Raw genomic sequence first — 18,412 nt, forward strand, 5'->3', positions numbered from 1 at the left:
CGATGCCTGGGGCCCGTCAGGCGCCGATCAGCACGACCATCTGGTTGATCACGTTACCGCCGCGCGCACCATCGAGGCGGGCAGTAATGACATAGTGCAGCTGCGGCGAACTGGCGTATGCCGGCGCATCGGACGCCAGGCTCTCGCCGATCGCGACCGTCGTGCCGAGCTTGACGGTGTTGGCGGCGGTCTGGACGCAGCTGTTTTTCGGCTTGGGGTTATTGAACGGACCGGTCGCCTTGCACAGGCGGTGGATCACGTACTTGATCTTGTTGCCGTCGGCATCCTCAAGCTCGACGCTCCCCTTCCAGAATGCGCTGTCGCGCGGACTCAGGGCCGTATCGCTCATGCTGGCGACGTACCCCTTGCCGGCATTGTCGGCGTCCAGGTCGGAACGCTTGGCGATCGCGGTCTCGCGCAGCCACTGGAACCCCGTGTGCAGGCCCAGGTCGACCGCACGGCTGAGCGTGGCGTCATAGGCCAGGTTGGAGGCGGCCAGCGTCGTGGTATTGCTCGAACGCAGCAGGTAGATGCTGGTCACCAGCATGACCAGCATCATGATCAGCATGACCGGCAAGGCAACGCCGCGCTGGCGGCGCGAAACGATTCGGAACTTCATGCGGTAGGCCTCCAGCTCGCGTTACGCAGCGGCACGACGGACTCGAACGCGCGGTAGCGATAGCATTTCCAGTCGATCGGGTCGTCCTTGACACCCAGGTCGAGCGTGACCGGAACAGCATCGATGCCGCTTGGCTGGTCCGTCTTGAACACCTCAAGCGCTTCGGTCGTGGTGGTGCAGGCGCCGCCACTGGCCGGACGCTCGGGGCGCTTGTTGCGCGCCACCACGGCAATGCGCAGCGCGGCAATGCGCTGGTAGTCGCCCGCGCCACCTTTCACGCCATCGCCGTCGGCGTCGATCATGGTGTTGGACCACTCCCGTACCTGCATGCCCAGCTCCGGATCGAAGGCGGCCACGGCGCGCGTGTCGAAGCCGTACTGGGCTTTGAGGGAGACGATATTGTCGGCCACGGCCTGGGCCGTCGCGCCGCTGCTGCCGAGGTTGGTCGCGCGCAGGCGCAGCACGCCGCCCTCCACCAGCCAGGTGTGGAACGGCAGGTTGGTCCCGCGCCCCAGATTGAACACGCGGGTGGCGCTGCCGGGGAAGGTGCGGCCCAGATCGCCCGTGTTGAAGCGATCGGTCGTGCTGGCAAAGCCGATCGATGGCGTATCCTGATTCAGTGTCGAGATCTGCGCCAGCGCGCATTGGCCCACGCTATCCTCGGGCGCCGCCACGATCACGTCGCCGACGGCAAAGCCGTAGGGCGTGCGGTCCAGGGCAATCTGGTTGCCGCCGTTGTAGTTCGTGGTCAGGCGCACGGTGGCGGTGCCGCTGGTCGCGCTGCCAGAGTACAGCGTGAGCTGGTCCGGCCCGGCGTTGCCATGAACGATCACGGCGGCCGCCAGCGGGTAGACGGTCGTGGCGCCGCGCAGGGCCGACGTCATCGTGAACGCCTTGCTGTCATTGAAGATGGTGTCGCACCCGGCCAGAATCGGGTCATTCAGTCCGTAACCGGCCTGTTCGGCATCGGCGCTGATCGAGAACATCGCCATCATCCCGTTCTGCATCGATTCGGAGCCGCCCAGCGCACCATCCTTGTTGCTCTCGGAATCGGTCATCATGCGGGTCGCGAACATCACGGCCAGCAAGCCGATCACGATACTGACCATCAGTTCGACCAGCGAGAATCCGTCTGCCCGTGGCAGTGCGGGATGTGTGCGCATGCTCATGCCGACCTCGACAGGTAGGTGACGATCCGGTGCCGGTTCTGCTGCGCCGTCTCGTTGCGGCGCCAGCGGATTTCCACTGCCACTGCGGTGCGCTTCGTGCCCGCGGCCGGCGTGACGGCCACGATGACGCTGGCATTGGGCAGGTGCTTTGCCAGCGCTGCATGCCAGTCCTGCAAGCGCGCGCCGGGGGTGGCATTTGCGGCGACCGCGTAGTCGCTCAGATGGTCAAGGTCGTTATTCATCACGCCGATCAGTTCATTCGCTGCGATGGTCGCTTCGGCGCGCATGCTCGCTTCGGCCAGCGCGGCCTGCGAATTGACTTGCAGGCCCAGCGTGCCAATCAGGCCGATGGCCAGGATCAGGATCGCGATCAGCGCTTCGAGCAGCGCGACGCCGCGTTGCCCGGCGTGCCCGGGACGGCGCGCCGTTTGACAGATGGAAGGTGGACGGCGCGGCATCATGGGCACTTGCGCGAGTCGCCCGCGTTCGCGTTGGGCCGGCAGGTCACGACGGCCCCGGCCAGCGTCACGACGACGGCGCTGGCAGGAAAGGCGTCGCCGCCACCTGCCGGCTTCAGGTCAAGCCGCGTCACCGACGGCTTGGACGTATCGATCCAGCCCAGCGCGGTGAAATAAGCCGTGTCGGCGTCGCCGTCGGGTGTCACGGTCAGCGCCGAGGCGCGTGGCAGCGACGCTGCGCTGCGAAACACCGAACTGGTCTTGACGGCGCTGCCATCGGGCGCGGCCGCCGGCTTGTCGACGTCCGACCAGCGCGTGCTGGCCGCCGTGCAATCGTCGCCCGCAGTCGGAAAACAGACGTCGGCCTGCCAGTCGCGCTGGCCGCTTTGCGCATTCTCGGTAAATACCAGTCGGCTGCGTGCGTTGTTGGCCAGCGCCAGGCCGCGCGCCAGCGTGTAACCCTCGGCATAGAACTGGGCGGCGCCGGTACTGGTCGTGGCGCCGAGCCAGCTGCGCATGTTCGGCACGCCCACCGCCATCAGGATGGCAAAGATGGCCAGCACGACCATGGTTTCAACCAGTGTGAAACCGGCATGGCGCGCGCAGCCGCCTGAACGGGTCATTGGGTGCACGAGCCATCCTTCCGGTCGACCCAGCAGTTGTCGCTCTTTGTCCAGCCGGCCGGCGCGCCGGTGGTGGCACGCTTGCCGGATTCGTCCAGCGTATAGACAAAGCTGGCAGCGGCAGCCCGGCCGGTGGCCGTCAGCAGGTAGCCGCTGGCGTCAGCGTCCTCAAGCTTGTAGGTAAAATTGGCGGTGGCGGCCGGCACCTGAGCGAACTTGTCATAGGTGCGGTTATTGGACCAGAACTGCTCCAGCTTCGGCTGCGTGGACGCCAGCGCGCTGTGCGCCTCGACCAGGCGTGCGCGCGTCACATAACTGGTGTAGGACGGCATGGCGATCGCACCAAGGATGCCGATGATCGCCACGACGATCATGAGTTCGACGAGAGTAAAGCCGGATGGACGCTGCTGCATGGGAATTCTCCTGGGGGCGACAGTGCGTCGCTGATGTTTCCAGGAGGAATGATAACCCGGCTTCCTGTCATTTCCCTGAGGAAAGGCTGACAAAACCCTGACAAGTGCGCAGATTCGCCCCTTTTTTTAACGGGGCGGGTTCGTTTGCTTGACACCGAAGCGGACGACGACGCGCGTGCCGCCGCCCTCGGCATCGGCATCGGCCAATTGCACCGAGGCTCCGTGCGCCAGTGCGATATCGCGCACGATTGCCAAGCCCAGTCCGCTGCCCGTGGACTTGTCATCGAGCCGCACGAAGCGCTCAAACACGGCAGCGCGCCGCGCGGCGGGAATGCCAGGGCCGGAATCGACCACAGAAAACTGCGTCGCGCCATCAGCCACCCCGCAGCCGACCGTCACCTGCCCGCCGTCAAGCGTGTAGCGCAGCGCATTGTCGACCAGGTTGTCGATCAGATCGCGCAGCTGGAAGGCGTCGCCCGTGACCGGCGCCGGCGCCAGTTCGAAGCCCAGGTCGATCCCCTTGCGCGCCGCCTTGTCGACGAAGAACTGGATCGATTCCTGCACCAGCAGCGCCAGGTCGAGCGGACCGGCATGATCACCGGGCCGCCCTTCCCTCGCGCGCGCCAGTGCCAGCAACTGGTTGACCTGGCGGATCATGCGCTCGTTGGCCACGCCCATCATGCCGAGGGAATGCAGCGTCTCCGCGTCGCCTGCATGGCGCGCGTGCAGCCATTCGAGCTGGAGCTGTACGCCCGCCAGGGGCGTGCGGAGCTGGTGCGCCATATCGGCCAGAAAGTCGCGCTGCGCCCGCGCGCCGGTCTCGACTTTATCGAGCAGGTCGTTGAAGCCACTGACGACCGGCGCGATCTCGAACGGCACGCCGTCGGTGGGAATGGGCGCGAGGTCGCCCGGCCCTCGCCTGGCCAGCTCGGCGCGGATGCGCGCCAGTGGCCGCAAGCCATTACCGACCGATAGCCAGACGACACCGACCAGCGTGATCGTTCCCAGCGAGACCAGCACCACGAGCGAGCGCACGATGGCGGCACGCACGTCGAGGCGCTGGCGCAGCGTGCGCGCCACGCCGACGTGACGCAAGCCCGTCGGCGTGGCCACGGCCAGCGCGACGACGCGTACCGGCTCGCCGTCGACCTCGGCATCGTAGGCCGGCGCGCCGGGGCGCAGGACGGGAAAGTGCGGGCTCCCGGCGAGGTAGCGGCCTTGTACGTCGCGTACCACGAACCAGGCGCGCTCAGCCGTCGCGGCGGCGGCAACCGGTGGCAGGGAGACGGCGCCACCGGCGGCCACGCGCCCGGCGATGGCGCTCGCCGTATCCATCAGGCCGGCGTCGAAGGCAACCTGGGCCGGCGTCCAGGCCAGGCCCGCGACCAGCGCGGCCAGCACGAGATTGACGAGCAGGATCGGCCCGAGCAGCCATTTCAGCAGGCGCAGGCGGATGCTGGTCATCGGCCGGCCCGGGTCATGCGGCCGCTTCGAGCAGGTAGCCGAAGCCGCGGATGGTGCGGATCGCCACGCCGGCGCCGTCGAGCTTCAGACGCAGACGCGATACGTAGACTTCCACGGCGTTGGGCGTCACGTCGTCGCCCCACGGCAGGATGGCGTCGATGATCTGCTGCTTGGAGACGACGCGCCCGGCATGCTGCAGCAGATAGTCAAGTACGCCCCATTCGCGCACCGACAGGTCGATCGCACCCTCGCCGATGCGCGCGCGCCGCGTGGCGCTGTCCAGGCTCAGGCGACCGAGGGTCAGGACCGACGATGGTGGCGCATGGCGGCGCGCCAGCGCGCGGATGCGGGCAACCAGCTCTGCAGTGGCAAAAGGTTTGACCAGATAGTCGTCGGCGCCGGTTTCCAGGCCGCGCACGCGGTCTTCCACAGCGTCGCGCGCCGTCAGCAGAAGAACGGGGATGGCGCCGCCGCGTGCGCGCAGGCGACGCACGACCTCGAAGCCGTCGATACCGGGCAGGCCGATATCGAGTACGGCGACGTCGAAAGGAGGAGGAGAACCGGAGGCAGCGTCGGATCGCTGCAGGGCGGCGTCGGCGGCGAGGCCATCGCGCACCAGGTGCACAGTCATGTCTTGCGCGTTGAGTGCGCGCACAAGGCCGTCGGCGAGTACCGCATCGTCCTCGACAAGCACTATATGTAGCCCGTTACGCAGCCCCATTTGTAGGAATATCCTGTTTTGTGGTCAGTGAACATCACTGCCGGCACCCCGAATTATGCGATATTTTTTGTTTCCATAACAAAATATACCGCCTTTTTGGGGCAAAACAGGCATTTCTCCCAGTAGGACTGGACTGACACGTGATGATGCTTGCAACCTACACCGGGGCGACTACATGTCTTATGTGCGGCAACAGACGGTAGACGTAAAGTACACCCATCGCGACGAGGTAAGCACCATACGCCTCCTGAGTCGCTCCTGACGCACGATTGACCTAAGAGGACATAACATGAACAACACTCAACTTGCTGGTATCACACAAAAAGCAAAAAGCCAGAACCCTGCCACGAGTGAGGCACTGAAGTCCCAGGTCAAACCGATCGTCAGCTACAGCGGCACGCAACAGAATGAGTTGCTGGCAGCACTGCCACGCCAGGATCTGGAAGAAATGTTCGACCATCTCGAACTGGTCGCCATGCCATTCGGTAAAGAACTGTTCGAGTATGGCAGCAAACTGGAATACGTGTATTTCCCGACAACCGCAATCGTGTCGCTGCTGTATGTGATGGAAGACGGCGCTACCACTGAGATCGCTGTTGTCGGTCACGAAGGCGCAGTTGGCGTGTCGCTGTTCATGGGTGAGCGCGCTACCTGCTCGGCCGTGGTGCAAAGCGCCGGTTACGGTTACCGCCTGCGTACCCAGTACCTGCGTGACGCCTTCAACCGCGGCGGCGCCCTGCCACAACTGCTGATGCGCTACACCAACGCCCTGTTCGCCCAGATGGCACAGAACGCCGTCGGTGGCCGTCACAGCTCGATCGAACAGAAGCTGTGCCGCTGGTTGCTGGACCGTCTGGACCGTTCCGCAAGCAACGAACTGAAAGTGACCCAGGAACTGATCTCGATCATGCTGGGTGTGCGCCGCGAGAGCATCACTGCCGCCGCTGGTAAGCTGCAGGACGAAGGCCTGATCCAGTACCGTCGCGGCAACATCACGGTCCTCGATCGTGCTGGCCTCGAAGACTATGCCGGCGAATGCTACAAGGTCGCCAAGTCGGAATACGACCGCCTGCTGTCGGATGTCGCACGCTAAGCTGTCGAACTGGTAGTCAACCCGGATTCGCTGCCCTCTGTGGCAGCGATTCTTGTTTACCGGCTCCTGTTGTCTGCATCAGGGCCGGCGGTGCGAACGAACCTGGCACCATCGCATTACCGTCCGGCGCCGCCGTCGGAATCAAGGCACGAACACATGTTCCGACGCCATTCACGCCCCGCTCCACTACCAGCGTTCCGCCCAACAGCAAAGCACGCTCACGCATGCCAAGTAAGCCATGCGACTTGGTGCCGGCCAGCTTGCTCTGCGGAATGCCGATACCATCATCGGTAATCTCCAGCCCCCACCCTGACGGTTCACGTGTCAGATTGACGATGACATTGCGCGCCTTGGCATACTTGGCGATGTTGTTCAGCGCTTCTTGCGTGATGCGGAACAGCGCGATGGCCTGAGTAGGACCAGCGGCATCGACCTCGGCATCGATCAACGCATCGCAGTCGAGCGACGTCACCCGCGCATAGTCGGCGCAATAGCTCTGCAGCGCCGCCGACAAGCCCATATTATCGAGCAGACTCGGGCGTAGATTCTCGATAATGCGCCGTTTCAGTTGGACGGTATCGACCAGCGTGCGGCGCGCGCGGCCGAGTTTGTCTGCCAGTTCCGGCTCGCTCGTGCGCAAGCGCTCGATGACCGTGGCCAGGTCAATGCCGATTGCCGTCAGGTTCGCGCCCATTTCGTCATGCAGTTCACGCGCCAGCCGAGACTTTTCTTCTTCCGACACACGGATCAGATGGCGCGACAGCACGGACAACTGCGCCGTGCGTTCGGCCACAATGTGTTCCAGACCATCGTTGGTTTGCTGCAGCGCATGTTCGGCATCCAGACGGGCGACGAACGACCGTTGAATCAACTTGTAAAAGAGCAGCAAGACGACGATCGCAGCGACGTTGATCCCGACGCCAAACAGCGCCGCGTGACGGTACTGCTGGTAGAAGCCGGCCGTGCGCGACTTGAGCAGTTCATTCTGTTCGCGCGTCATGATCACCACTTGCAGGCGGATCTCGTCCATTTGGGCGCGGTCATCCGGCGCGGCAGCGATGGCGACGATGTCTTCCAGCCCACCCTGCCGGAACACGTTGAGCGATTCGTGCAACAAGGCGAGCTTGCGCTGGATCAAAGCCTGAAGTTGCGCCAGGTTTTTTGCTTGAGATGGATTGTCTGCGAGCAGCACACCCAGCGAGCGCAACTGGGCGTTGATTTGCTTTGGCGCACCGCGCAGCGGACCGAGATAGACGTCGTCGTTTGACAGGAAATAGCCGCGCAGGCTCGTTTCGGCATCGGTGACAATCAGATTGAGGTGCTGCAGCTCGTCCGACACTTGCGCGGTCCGCGCTTGCAATGCATTGGCGGCGCGCAAATCGTCGAGATTGCGCAGCAAGAATACGCCGTTGACCACAAGCAGCACCACGCACACCAGGCATAGCAACGACTTGTGAAGCGGCAGACTACGGGCCGGGCGTGTGGCCAGGGTGGTTGAAAAGTACATCCAGACATCCTTTCACGCTGACAACGCGGCCTCGCATTTTACCTGCAAGGACGCGTTGCTGCGCCGCAAAATGACCTGACGTAACTATTTGTTGCATATGACGTTCATGCACGCCCTGCATCGGCATGTTGTGATGCACCAATGACAAAACGCGCCGAAGCGCGTTGTGGGACAAATCCGATATGAACAACCGTCGCGCTCTTAGTCGAGCAGATTGTTCTTCATTGCGTAATAGGTCAAGTCCGAATTGGACTGCAGGCCCATTTTTTCCATAATGCGGGTACGGTAGGTCGATACCGTCTTGATTGACAGCGACAACGCATTGCCGATATCGGACACGGTCGCACCCTTTGCCAGACGCAGGAACACCTGGAATTCGCGATCCGACAGCTCGGTGTGCAGCGCCGTGTTCGGGTCGCGATCGAAGCTTTGCGCCAGCAACTCACCCACCGTCGACGACACATAACGCCGGCCCTGGAATACGGTGCGCACGGCTGTCTTGAGTTCATCCGCTTCGCATTCCTTGTTCAGGTAACCGTTCGCACCCATCTTGAACAGGTTCAGCGCATATTGCTGTGCCGGATACCCCGACAGGATCAGCACGGGCAGATTGGGCTGGCCCTGACGGATCGTGCGCAGGATATCGATGCCACTCTGGTCGGGCATGGCGATATCGAGCAACAGCACATCGCAAATTTCGCGGCGTGCGATATCGAGAGCCTCGCGGCCCGTCGCGCCTTCGGCCACGACTTCAAAGTCGCCCGACGACGAAAAAATCTGCTTGAAACCTGCTCGTACTATCTGGTGATCGTCACAAATGGCAACGCGTATCATTGTCTTCCCTTAAATTTTCCTTGCGCAGGAAAGTGCCGGATCTGCTCCGCCCGGTTGATGCGTGTCATTCAGCATCGCGCGAGTGACATTTTAACACTCCCCGGCCTGCCTTCAACAGCGGTACGAATGCCTGAGTGATCAAACGTGGGCGCTTGACCCGGCGACGACCCGCTGCCTGCGGGGTCGCATGCGAACCAGCGCAATCTTGTGCGGCAAACCTGCCGATGGTATGAGGTGATGGCCGGCACTACGGCGCTGGCGGCGATCCGTGCTTGAGCAGGTCGAGAATATCGAGCAAGCCGGCGCGCAACTTGTCGCCGTCGATTGCCGGTGGCGCATCGCGCAGGCGCTCTTCGTCGAGCTCGGCTACCACGACGGCGCGATGGTCGAGACGGTTACGTGCACCGCTGATGGTGAAGCCTTGCTCATACAGCAGTTCGCGGATACGGCGGATCAGCAGCACTTCGTGGTGCTGGTAATAACGGCGGTTGCCACGACGCTTGACAGGCTTGAGCTGGGTAAATTCCTGCTCCCAGTAGCGCAACACGTGCGGTTTGACGCCGCACAGCTCACTAACTTCCCCAATCGTGAAATAACGCTTGGCGGGAATCGGCGGCAGCACGGTCGGTTCGGTCTTGATCGGTCGGTCGTTCATCATCTATTCAGGCTGCGCGTGCCATTGAACCCGAGCCTGCATTACCCGGCCCGGCTTCTTCCACCATGGCCTTGAGTTTCTGGCTGGCGTGGAACGTCACGACGCGGCGCGCTGTAATGGGGATTTCTTCCCCGGTTTTCGGATTGCGGCCGGGCCGCTGCGGCTTGTCGCGCAACTGGAAATTGCCGAAGCCGGAGAGCTTCACGGCTTCGCCGCGCTCGAGTGCATTGCGGATCTCGTCGAAGAAGGTCTCGACCATGTCCTTGGCTTCGCGCTTGTTGAGTCCGACCTGCTCGAAGAGCAGCTCGGCCAGCTCGGCCTTGGTCAGTGTCGGCAATGACTGTTCCGCTTCTTTGCGCACGCGCGCCACCAGCATTGCACGATCCAGGTCGGCCACGAGGGCTTCCTGGAACACGGTCGAATCAACGTCGTTATTGTTAATTTTGAAGCCCTGCCCGTAAGTCTAACGATGCCGCAGCGACAGCAACCCGGTATGTAACCGGTGTGCTGTCAGCCTGGAGATGCATATTATGCACGCAGCTTCGCGTTCAGTTTGGTTGAAGCAGTGGCGAGTACCGCCGCCATGATGGCGTCGACCGCATCGTCCTGCAGTGTCGATTGAGTATCTTGCAAGCTAAAGCGGAAAGCAAGGCTTTTTTCATCCGCTTCCAGACCCTTTCCGCGATATTCATCAAACAAAACAACGGCTTGCACGATCTTGCCCATAGGATTTACTGCAATTTCAGCCGTGAATGCGTCTATCACGGACTGGGCTGGCACGTCCTGTTTCACTACCAGCGCCAGGTCACGCGTGGCGCCCGGGAACTTCGAAATCTCGCTATACACCGGCACGATGCGACCGCGCAGTGCCTCGGCGTCAACTTCAAACACGACCGGTGCTTGTGGCAGATCATATTTTTGCAACCAGCGCGGATGCAGCTCGCCAATCACGCCGATCTGCTGATCGTCCAGCATCACGGTGGCCGAGCGGCCCGGGTGCAGCGCCGGATGTTCCGCCTTCGCGAAACGCAGCTGGCGTGGTGCAAACAGCGCTTCCAGATCTGCTTTCAGGTCGAAGAAATCGACGGCGCGTGTGGCGACGTCCCATTGCTCGTCGAGCGCAGGCCCGTAGGCAATCGCGGCGACGCGCTTTGGCTGGTCGTAACCGGCGACCGTCAGCGGGCCATCCATGACCGATGCATTGCGCTTGAACACACCGCCGACTTCGAACGCGCGCACGCGGCCGGCCTTGCGGTTGATGTTGTAGCGCACGTTCGCGACCAGGCTGCCGATCAGCGACGAACGCATCACGCTGAGCTGGCTCGCGATCGGGTTTTGCAGGCGGATCGGCTCAAGGTTACCGGCGAAATCCTGCTCCCACGTGCTCTCCACGAAGCTCATGTTGACCACTTCCTGAAAGCCCAGGTCGGCCAACTGGTGTCGGATCGCAAACAGCGAGCGGGTGTTTTCCGGCTCGATCAGCATCGCGCTCGGCGCGGTGGGCGGCCGGGTCGGAATGTTCTCGAAGCCATAGACGCGCGCGACTTCTTCGATCAGGTCTTCCTCGATCTCGATGTCGAAGCGGTAGGTTGGCGCCGTCACGTGGAACACGCCCTCTTGCTGCACGAAGCCCAAATGCAGGCGCGTGAAGATGTCCGCGATCACGGCATCGGTCAGCGGCACGCCGATCACTTGCGCGGCGCGCGCCGTGCGCAGCACGACCGGCGTACGCACCGGCAGGTTGACGATCTGGTCGTCAATCGGGCCGACCTTGCTGTCCGGCGTGCCGCAGATGTCGATCAGGAGCGCCGTGATGCGCTCGAGGTGCTCGGGCACGGTCGCGTAGTCGACGCCACGCTCGAAGCGGTGCGCAGCATCGGTCGAGAAATTGAAGCGACGGGCACGGCCCTGGATGGCGTTCGGCCACCAGAATGCTGCTTCCAGATAGATATCGGTGGTGTCGAGCGACACGGCGGTCGAGTCGCCACCCATGATGCCGGCCAGCGATTCAAGCTGCTGTTCATCGGCGATCACGCCGACCCACTCGTCGACGGCAACGGTGTTGCCATTCAGGAGCTTGAGGGACTCGCCAGTCTTGCCCCAGCGCACGTCCAGGCTGCCGTGGATCTTGGCCAGGTCGAACACATGCGATGGACGGCCGACTTCGAGCATCACGTAGTTGGAGATGTCGACCAAGGCCGACACCGAGCGCTGGCCGCTGCGTTCCAGGCGGCGCTTCATCCACTCAGGCGTGGCGGCGCGCGCGTTCAGGCCGCGGATCACGCGGCCGGCGAAACGGCCGCACAGGTCCGGCGCGGATACTTTGACAGGCAGAATTTCATCGCTGTTGACCGCCACCGTGCGGGTCGGCTCGAGCGTCAAAGGTGCGCCGGTCAGCGCTGCCACTTCGCGCGCCACCCCCAGCACGGACAGGCAATCAGCCTTGTTCGGCGTGAGCTTGATCGTGAACTTCAGGTCGTCCAGGCCCAGGTAGTCGCGAATGCTCTGGCCCACCGGCGCATCGGCCGGCAGTTCCATCAAGCCATTGCTTTCTTCGGAGATGCCCAGCTCTTTGCTTGAGCACATCATGCCCTGCGACTCGACGCCGCGCAGCTGGCCAACCTTGATTTCAAACGGCTTGCCATCGGCGCCTGGCGGCAGCACGGCGCCGGCTTTCGCGCAGATCGCTTTCATGCCCGCGCGCACGTTCGGCGCGCCGCACACGATATTGAGCAAGGTGCCGGTGCCGACATCGACCTGGCATACGTTCAGGCGGTCAGCGTTCGGGTGCTTGACCACTTCCTTGACCTCGGCCACGACGACGTTCGAGAACGGCGGCGCGACCGCTTCGACCTCTTCCACTTCGAGGCCCGACATGGTGAGCAGGTGCGACAGCGCGCCGGAGTCGATCTGCGGATTGACGATCGAGCGGAGCCAGTTTTCAGAGAATTGCATAATCTTTGTGCCTCAGCGTCGAATTAATTGAACTGCTTCAGGAAGCGCAGGTCGCCTTCGTAGAACAGGCGCAAATCGCTGATTCCATAACGCAGCATCGTCAGGCGCTCGAGGCCGGAGCCGAACGCGAAGCCGATGAATTTTTCCGGGTCGAGCCCGAAGTTGCGCACCACTGTCGGGTGCACCTGGCCGGCGCCCGAGACTTCGAGCCAGCGGCCCTTGAGCGGCCCGGAGCCGAACGCGATGTCGATCTCGGCCGACGGTTCGGTAAACGGGAAATACGACGGGCGGAAGCGCACTTGCAGGTCGTCGGTCTCGAAAAAGGCCTGGACGAAGTTCAGGTACACGCCCTTCAGATCAGCAAAGCTGATGTTTTCGCCGATCCACAGGCCTTCGACCTGGTGGAACATCGGCGAGTGGGTCGCGTCGCTGTCGACGCGGTAGGTGCGCCCCGGTGCGATGACCTTGATCGGCGGCGTGTGCGTGCGTGCATAGCGCACCTGCATCGGGCTCGTGTGCGTGCGCAGCAGCAGCGGCTTGCCGGTGCTGTCGTTGCCGTCGATGTAGAAAGTGTCCTGCATCGAACGCGCCGGATGGTTCTCGGGGCTGTTCAGTGCAGTAAAGTTGGTCCAGTCATTTTCGATCTCGGGGCCGTCGGCCACGTCGAAACCGATCGAGCGGAAGATCTGCTCGACGCGCTCCCAGGTGCGCATCACCGGGTGGATGCCACCCTTCGAGCGACCACGGCCGGGCAGCGTCACGTCGATGGCTTCCATGGAAAGACGGGCCTGCAGCTGCGCCTCGGCGAGCGCATCGCGGCGCGCGGTCAATGCCTGTTCGATTTGTTCTTTGGCGGCATTGATCAGGGCGCCCTGCGCCTTGCGCGCATCGGGATCGAGCTTGCCGAGACCCTTCATCAGGTCGGTGACCTGGCCGGTCTTGCCCAGGTACTTGGCTTTCGCATTTTCAAGCGCGGCGGCGTCTGGCGCCTCCGCGAAATCGGCACGGGCCGCGACGACGAGTTCTTCCAGGTTCATGCTTGTTCTTTTCCTGTTTTTCGTTGGCGGGAGACGCCAGAATCAAAAACGGGGCACAGGTGTGAACCTTGCCCCGCTTCTTTGTGCGCCACACCCGGTGAGGGGCGCGGCACCAACTTGCTTAGCAGCTTAACGAATCAAGCAGCCAGCTTGGCCTTGACGGCGCTGACAATCGCGGCGAATGCCGGCTTGTCATGCACAGCCATGTCGGCCAGGACTTTACGGTCCAGTTCAATTGCGGACTTCTTCAGGCCGTTCATGAACACGCTGTAGGTCATGCCGTGCGAACGCGATGCCGCGTTGATACGGGTGATCCACAGTGCGCGGAAGACGCGCTTCTTGTTGCGACGGTCACGGTATGCGTATTGGCCAGCGCGCATGACTGCTTGCTTGGCAACACGATATACCTTGCTGCGACGACCGCGGTAACCTTTGGCAAGGTCAAGAACCTTCTTATGACGGGCACGTGCTGTAACCCCACGTTTAACTCTAGGCATAGTAGCTCCTTAGTGTGAGATTAAGCAGATGGCATCATGCGGTAGACGGACGTGACGTCTGCTGCATTGATGTTGCGGGTGCCGCGCAGTTGGCGCTTGTTCTTGGTGGTCTTCTTGGTCAGGATGTGACGCTTGAACGCCATACCCGATTTCACAGTACCACCTGGACGCACGCGAAAACGTTTCTTCGCGCTGCTTTTGGTTTTCATTTTTGGCATAGTCATCTGCCCTCGCGGACAGTCTCATATGTAACAGGATTGCAGGTGGCAGCGACGCTGCTCTTAGATGCCTACTTTCACTTGTTTTGCAGCCGACTCAGAGCCTGCTACAACCTGCTTGTCGCAAACAGGAATCGAAGATTGTAGCACAGCTTCTACGCGCTGCGATAGCCGACAGCAAGAAACACTGCCAGCCAGCGACACCGGGCGTACGGACGCAATAAAGCCGGACCGGGCCGCAGACAATGTCTGCAACGCGGACCCGGCTCTGGATGTTCCCGGCGAAGAATTACTTCTTCTTCCTCGGCGCGACCACCATGATCATCTGGCGACCTTCGAGTTTCGGGAACTGCTCCACCTGACCGACTGCATCGAGATCCGTGCGCAGGCGCTCGAGCACACGCATACCGATATCCTGGTGGGCCATTTCACGACCGCGGAAGCGCAGCGTGATCTTGGCTTTGTCGCCTTCTTCCAGGAACTTGATGAGGTTACGCAACTTGATGTTGTAGTCGCCATCATCGGTACCCGGACGGAATTTGACTTCCTTGACCTGGATGATCTTCTGCTTGAGCTTCGCCTCATGCGCCTTTTTTTGCTCCGAATACTTGAACTTGCCGTAGTCCATCAGGCGGCAGACCGGCGGGACCGCGTTTGGCGCGATCTCGACCAGGTCGACGTTCAGTTCTTCGGCCATACGGAACGCGTCGGCGAGACTAACGATGCCCAATGGCTCGTTCTCTACGCCGTTCAAACGCATTTCGGGATGGGTGATCTCGCCATTGATGCGATTATTCTTGTCAGTAGCTATGTTGTTTCCTTTGAACGTATTGAAATTTGGCCGGGATTACTTGGTCTTGGCGGCGACTTCACCCACCAGACGTTCCACGAGTGCATCGACGGACATCACGCCCAGATCGACATTGCCTCGGGCTCGCACAGCCACGGTATTCGCGTCTTTTTCTTTATCCCCAACAACGAGGATGTACGGCAGTTTTTGGACGGAATGTTCACGTATTTTATAGGTGATCTTCTCATTGCGCAAATCAGCGTGAACACGCAGGCCTGCGGCGCGCAGCTTGGCCTCGACTTCTTTCACGTAATCGCCCTGCGCATCCGAGATGTTGAGCACCGCAACTTGCACCGGCGCCAGCCAGAGCGGCAGCGCGCCGGCATAGTTTTCGATCAGGATGCCGATGAAACGTTCCATCGAACCCACGATCGCACGGTGCAGCATCACCGGCACGCGGCGAGTGTTGTCTTCTGCGACATACTCGGAACCAAGGCGGCCCGGCATCGAGAAGTCGACCTGCACGGTACCGACCTGCCATGGACGGCCGAGGCTATCCTTCAGGTGGTACTCGATCTTCGGACCATAGAACGCGCCCTCACCCGGCAATTCGGTCCAGGTCACGCCGCAGGCACGCAGCGCCGAGCGCAGCGATTCCTCGGCCTGGTCCCAGACCTCGTCCGAACCGATACGGCTGTCGGGACGCAGCGCCAGCTTGACGTCGATATTGGCAAAGCCGAAATCGTCATACACGGCCATCGCCTGAGCATGGAACGAAGTGACTTCGCGCTCGACCTGCTCTTCGGTACAGAAGATGTGGCCGTCATCCTGGGTAAAGCCGCGCACGCGCATCAGGCCATGCAGCGCGCCGGACGGCTCGTTGCGGTGGCACTGACCGAATTCGCCGAAGCGCAGCGGCAGGTCGCGGTATGAGCGCATGCCCGAATTGTAGATCTGCACGTGACCCGGGCAATTCATCGGCTTCAATGCGTACGAACGGTTCTCCGACTCGGTCGTAAACATATTGTCGCGGTAGTTTTCCCAGTGACCGGTCTTTTCCCACAGCGTGCGGTCCAGAATCTGCGGCGCCTTGACTTCGCTGTAGCCGGCGACCTGGTACTTGTGGCGCATGTACTGCTCAACCTGCTGCCAGATCGTCCAGCCTTTCGGATGCCAGAACACGAGGCCCGGGGCTTCTTCCTGGAAGTGGAACAGGTCCAGCGACTTGCCGAGTTTGCGGTGATCGCGCTTTTCGGCTTCTTCGAGCATGTGCAGGTACTGCTCCTGGTCTTCCTTCTTGGTCCAGGCGGTACCGTACACGCGCTGCAGCATCTCGTTCTTGGAGTCGCCGCGCCAGTAGGCGCCTGCCAGCTTCATCAGCTTGAAGACTTTCAGCTTGCCGGACGATGGCACGTGCGGGCCGCGGCACAGGTCGGTGAAGCTGCCTTCGGTGTACAGCGAGACATCCTCGTTCGCCGGGATCGAGGCAATGATTTCCGCCTTGTAGTGCTCGCCGATCGATTTGAAGTAATCGACGGCTTCGTCACGTGGCAGCACCTTGCGGGTGACCGGCTCATCCTTCTTGGCCAGCTCGGTCATCTTCTTTTCGATGGCGGTCAGGTCGTCCGGGGTGAACGGGCGCTTGTACGAGAAATCGTAATAGAAACCGTTTTCGATGACCGGGCCAATCGTCACTTGCGCTTCAGGGAACAGCTCCTTGACCGCGTGCGCGAGCAGGTGGGCGGTCGAGTGACGGATCACGTCCAGCCCTTCCGGATCGCGGTCGGTGACGATCGCGAGATCGGCGTCGGCATCAATCAGAAACGACGTGTCGACCACTTTACCGTTGACCTTGCCGGCCAACGCCGCCTTGCCCAGGCTCGGGGCAATGCTCTGCGCTACCTGCGCCACCGTCACGGGACCGTCAAACTGGCGGCTGGAACCATCGGGAAGTCGGACGTTCAACATGCTGTACTCCAATCGTGGCGCCGCGCGCCGTTAAATAACAAGAATCAAGGATAGTAAAATCTGGACGAAAAAAAACGCGGGCTAGCCGCGTTGATTCGTTGTGTTAAGCAAAAGCACACCCCTTCGCGTCTAGCGATTCCCCCACAACGTCGTTGTAGTTCGCGGTGTCATAACCGTGGTGCCTTTCTCGCTCTTACTAATGTTCTGGTGGGCGGTGCAGAATTCGAATCTGCGACCCCTTGGATGTCGACCAAGTATTCTAACCAGCTGAACTAACCGCCCGATGCCGCCATTATAGGGACCCGATGCGGGAACTGCAACCCTCGCACAAAATTTATTGCTGACCAGCTCACCATGCTGCACGGGCGCCGATGATTTACACTGGTGCCCCATCCGAATATTGATTGCATGGCGATGACGTACAAGCCGCACGACCCCTCCCACCTGCATGCCCACCTCGACGGTGACGCAAGCCATTCCCATTCCATTGAAGCGCGCAGCCAGAAGGCACTGGCGTTCGCGATGGGCCTGACGTTGCTGTTCGCGCTGATCGAGGTGATTACCGGCTTCCTGTCGAACTCGCTGGCCCTGATCTCGGACGCCGGCCATATGGTGACCGACGCCGCCGCCCTGGGCCTGGCCCTGCTCGCGCAGATGATCGCCAAGCGCCCGCCATCGGCGCGCCACTCATTCGGCTTCGTGCGCGCCGAGGCCCTGGCCGCGTTCGTCAATTGCCTGGTGATGCTGGCCCTGGTCGGATGGATCGGCTGGGAAGCCATCCAGCGCCTGATCCATCCGGAGCCCGTCAAGGGCGGCATCGTGCTGGTCGTGGCCGCGCTGGGCGCCTCGATCAATCTGCTCGTCGCATGGATCCTGTCGCGCAACAACGACAGCATCAATACCCGCGCTGCGCTCGTCAATGTGATGGGCGACCTGCTCGGCTCGCTGGCCGCGATCGCATCCGGCGCCATCATCTATTTCACCGGCTGGTTGCGGGCCGATCCAATCCTGTCGATCTTCGTCGCGCTGCTGATCCTGCGCTCGACCAGCGGCATCCTGCGCGAGTCGTACCACTTTCTGATGGAAGCCGTGCCGCACGCGATCGACTTCGTGCAGGTCGGCGCCGACATGGCTGCCGTTGAAGGCGTCCTGGCCGTGCACGACATGCATGTCTGGGACATGTCGCCCGGCCACCCGGCGCTGATCGGCCACATCGAGATACGCAGCCTGGAACAGTGGCCCGCCGTGCTGGAAGCCGTGCGCGCAATGCTGCGCGCGCGCCATGGCATCGACCACGTCACGCTGCAACCGGAAGCGGCCGGCGGCAAATCGCTGTGAAACCGGCCGTGGCAAACGGCAGCCAACCAATCGTGTAAGCGCAGGCCGACTCA

At 62.0% G+C, this 18,412-nt stretch carries 19 protein-coding genes and 1 tRNA gene; 2 read left to right on the forward strand and 18 right to left on the reverse strand.

Annotated elements, in window-relative coordinates; translation table 11 throughout:
* Positions 1-16: 16 nt before the first annotated feature.
* The 7 genes from AC56LY_RS10115 to AC56LY_RS10145 form a co-directional block, all read right to left on the reverse strand.
* Entirely contained in the window at positions 17-619 is a 603-nt protein-coding gene (locus AC56LY_RS10115; protein ID WP_499578905.1) for a pilus assembly PilX family protein, read from the reverse strand.
* On the reverse strand, positions 616-1,788 hold the full coding sequence (locus AC56LY_RS10120) for a PilW family protein (protein WP_499578909.1): 1,173 nt from the start codon (positions 1,786-1,788) through the stop codon (positions 616-618). Before AC56LY_RS10120 ends, AC56LY_RS10115 begins: the two co-directional genes overlap by 4 nt.
* Positions 1,785-2,249, reverse strand: coding sequence for a prepilin-type N-terminal cleavage/methylation domain-containing protein (locus AC56LY_RS10125; protein WP_499578912.1), 465 nt, complete (start codon positions 2,247-2,249; stop codon positions 1,785-1,787). The genes AC56LY_RS10120 and AC56LY_RS10125 overlap by 4 nt, the downstream gene beginning before the upstream one ends.
* Positions 2,246-2,869: a prepilin-type N-terminal cleavage/methylation domain-containing protein gene (locus tag AC56LY_RS10130; RefSeq protein WP_499578913.1), complete on the reverse strand. Its 624-nt coding sequence runs from the start codon at positions 2,867-2,869 to the stop codon at positions 2,246-2,248. Before AC56LY_RS10130 ends, AC56LY_RS10125 begins: the two co-directional genes overlap by 4 nt.
* On the reverse strand, positions 2,866-3,282 hold the full coding sequence (locus AC56LY_RS10135; RefSeq protein WP_499578916.1) for a type IV pilin protein: 417 nt from the start codon (positions 3,280-3,282) through the stop codon (positions 2,866-2,868). The genes AC56LY_RS10130 and AC56LY_RS10135 overlap by 4 nt, the downstream gene beginning before the upstream one ends.
* A 126-nt stretch (positions 3,283-3,408) precedes the next feature.
* Entirely contained in the window at positions 3,409-4,746 is a 1,338-nt protein-coding gene (locus AC56LY_RS10140) for a sensor histidine kinase (RefSeq protein ID WP_499578920.1), read from the reverse strand.
* 13 nt (positions 4,747-4,759) lie between these two features.
* The gene (locus tag AC56LY_RS10145) at positions 4,760-5,467 is read right to left on the reverse strand and encodes a response regulator transcription factor (protein WP_499578924.1); all 708 of its coding nucleotides are present in this window, start codon (positions 5,465-5,467) and stop codon (positions 4,760-4,762) included.
* Positions 5,468-5,756: 289 nt separating this feature from the next.
* Here AC56LY_RS10145 and AC56LY_RS10150 point away from each other — a divergent pair, with 289 nt between their 5' ends.
* Positions 5,757-6,560, forward strand: coding sequence for a Crp/Fnr family transcriptional regulator (locus AC56LY_RS10150; protein WP_482899143.1), 804 nt, complete (start codon positions 5,757-5,759; stop codon positions 6,558-6,560).
* A 16-nt stretch (positions 6,561-6,576) separates the two neighbouring features.
* Here the strand turns inward: AC56LY_RS10150 and AC56LY_RS10155 are convergent, their stop codons facing one another.
* From AC56LY_RS10155 to AC56LY_RS10205, 11 genes are all read right to left on the reverse strand, one after another.
* Positions 6,577-8,067 carry a CHASE3 domain-containing protein gene (locus AC56LY_RS10155; RefSeq protein WP_499578928.1) on the reverse strand — a complete coding sequence of 497 codons (1,491 nt, stop codon included), beginning with the start codon at positions 8,065-8,067 and terminating at the stop codon, positions 6,577-6,579.
* Between the two features lie 201 nt (positions 8,068-8,268).
* The gene (locus AC56LY_RS10160; RefSeq protein ID WP_091873377.1) at positions 8,269-8,901 is read right to left on the reverse strand and encodes a response regulator; all 633 of its coding nucleotides are present in this window, start codon (positions 8,899-8,901) and stop codon (positions 8,269-8,271) included.
* A gap of 247 nt (positions 8,902-9,148) precedes the next feature.
* A complete protein-coding gene (locus AC56LY_RS10165) occupies positions 9,149-9,556 on the reverse strand; it encodes a MerR family transcriptional regulator (RefSeq protein WP_499582008.1) in 408 nt (135 codons plus the stop codon).
* A 7-nt stretch (positions 9,557-9,563) separates the two neighbouring features.
* Entirely contained in the window at positions 9,564-9,932 is a 369-nt protein-coding gene (locus AC56LY_RS10170) for an integration host factor subunit alpha (protein ID WP_499582010.1), read from the reverse strand.
* A gap of 152 nt (positions 9,933-10,084) precedes the next feature.
* The gene (pheT, locus tag AC56LY_RS10175) at positions 10,085-12,511 is read right to left on the reverse strand and encodes a phenylalanine--tRNA ligase subunit beta (RefSeq protein ID WP_499578930.1); all 2,427 of its coding nucleotides are present in this window, start codon (positions 12,509-12,511) and stop codon (positions 10,085-10,087) included.
* Between the two features lie 23 nt (positions 12,512-12,534).
* On the reverse strand, positions 12,535-13,548 hold the full coding sequence (gene pheS, locus AC56LY_RS10180; RefSeq protein WP_499578932.1) for a phenylalanine--tRNA ligase subunit alpha: 1,014 nt from the start codon (positions 13,546-13,548) through the stop codon (positions 12,535-12,537).
* A 137-nt stretch (positions 13,549-13,685) separates the two neighbouring features.
* Positions 13,686-14,045: a 50S ribosomal protein L20 gene (gene rplT, locus AC56LY_RS10185; protein ID WP_183553077.1), complete on the reverse strand. Its 360-nt coding sequence runs from the start codon at positions 14,043-14,045 to the stop codon at positions 13,686-13,688.
* A gap of 20 nt (positions 14,046-14,065) precedes the next feature.
* The gene (rpmI, locus tag AC56LY_RS10190; protein ID WP_183553079.1) at positions 14,066-14,263 is read right to left on the reverse strand and encodes a 50S ribosomal protein L35; all 198 of its coding nucleotides are present in this window, start codon (positions 14,261-14,263) and stop codon (positions 14,066-14,068) included.
* A gap of 289 nt (positions 14,264-14,552) precedes the next feature.
* Positions 14,553-15,074 carry a translation initiation factor IF-3 gene (infC, locus tag AC56LY_RS10195; protein ID WP_183553737.1) on the reverse strand — a complete coding sequence of 174 codons (522 nt, stop codon included), beginning with the start codon at positions 15,072-15,074 and terminating at the stop codon, positions 14,553-14,555.
* 36 nt (positions 15,075-15,110) lie between these two features.
* The gene (thrS, locus tag AC56LY_RS10200; protein ID WP_183553081.1) at positions 15,111-17,021 is read right to left on the reverse strand and encodes a threonine--tRNA ligase; all 1,911 of its coding nucleotides are present in this window, start codon (positions 17,019-17,021) and stop codon (positions 15,111-15,113) included.
* Positions 17,022-17,226: 205 nt separating this feature from the next.
* A tRNA-Val gene (locus AC56LY_RS10205) sits at positions 17,227-17,303 on the reverse strand.
* 132 nt (positions 17,304-17,435) lie between these two features.
* Between AC56LY_RS10205 and AC56LY_RS10210 the strand changes: the two genes are divergently transcribed.
* Positions 17,436-18,359 (forward strand): cation diffusion facilitator family transporter, encoded by a 924-nt coding sequence (locus AC56LY_RS10210; RefSeq protein WP_499582012.1) that lies wholly within the window; start codon positions 17,436-17,438, stop codon positions 18,357-18,359.
* Positions 18,360-18,412 lie beyond the last annotated feature (53 nt).

It is taken from the genome of Telluria sp. ZT3P25, from assembly GCF_059685895.1.

Bases quoted from the DNA above. Each gene is read 5' to 3' on its own strand.
- AC56LY_RS10115 (WP_499578905.1), bottom strand. From the start codon at position 619: ATGAAGTTCCGAATCGTTTCGCGCCGCCAGCGCGGCGTTGCCTTGCCG.
- AC56LY_RS10120 (WP_499578909.1), bottom strand. From the start codon at position 1,788: ATGAGCATGCGCACACATCCCGCACTGCCACGGGCAGACGGATTCTCG.
- AC56LY_RS10125 (WP_499578912.1), bottom strand. From the start codon at position 2,249: ATGATGCCGCGCCGTCCACCTTCCATCTGTCAAACGGCGCGCCGTCCC.
- AC56LY_RS10130 (WP_499578913.1), bottom strand. From the start codon at position 2,869: ATGACCCGTTCAGGCGGCTGCGCGCGCCATGCCGGTTTCACACTGGTT.
- AC56LY_RS10135 (WP_499578916.1), bottom strand. From the start codon at position 3,282: ATGCAGCAGCGTCCATCCGGCTTTACTCTCGTCGAACTCATGATCGTC.
- AC56LY_RS10140 (WP_499578920.1), bottom strand. From the start codon at position 4,746: ATGACCAGCATCCGCCTGCGCCTGCTGAAATGGCTGCTCGGGCCGATC.
- AC56LY_RS10145 (WP_499578924.1), bottom strand. From the start codon at position 5,467: ATGGGGCTGCGTAACGGGCTACATATAGTGCTTGTCGAGGACGATGCG.
- AC56LY_RS10150 (WP_482899143.1), top strand. From the start codon at position 5,757: ATGAACAACACTCAACTTGCTGGTATCACACAAAAAGCAAAAAGCCAG.
- AC56LY_RS10155 (WP_499578928.1), bottom strand. From the start codon at position 8,067: ATGTACTTTTCAACCACCCTGGCCACACGCCCGGCCCGTAGTCTGCCG.
- AC56LY_RS10160 (WP_091873377.1), bottom strand. From the start codon at position 8,901: ATGATACGCGTTGCCATTTGTGACGATCACCAGATAGTACGAGCAGGT.
- AC56LY_RS10165 (WP_499582008.1), bottom strand. From the start codon at position 9,556: ATGAACGACCGACCGATCAAGACCGAACCGACCGTGCTGCCGCCGATT.
- AC56LY_RS10170 (WP_499582010.1), bottom strand. From the start codon at position 9,932: ATGCTGGTGGCGCGCGTGCGCAAAGAAGCGGAACAGTCATTGCCGACA.
- pheT (WP_499578930.1), bottom strand. From the start codon at position 12,511: ATGCAATTCTCTGAAAACTGGCTCCGCTCGATCGTCAATCCGCAGATC.
- pheS (WP_499578932.1), bottom strand. From the start codon at position 13,548: ATGAACCTGGAAGAACTCGTCGTCGCGGCCCGTGCCGATTTCGCGGAG.
- rplT (WP_183553077.1), bottom strand. From the start codon at position 14,045: ATGCCTAGAGTTAAACGTGGGGTTACAGCACGTGCCCGTCATAAGAAG.
- rpmI (WP_183553079.1), bottom strand. From the start codon at position 14,263: ATGCCAAAAATGAAAACCAAAAGCAGCGCGAAGAAACGTTTTCGCGTG.
- thrS (WP_183553081.1), bottom strand. From the start codon at position 17,021: ATGTTGAACGTCCGACTTCCCGATGGTTCCAGCCGCCAGTTTGACGGT.
- AC56LY_RS10210 (WP_499582012.1), top strand. From the start codon at position 17,436: ATGACGTACAAGCCGCACGACCCCTCCCACCTGCATGCCCACCTCGAC.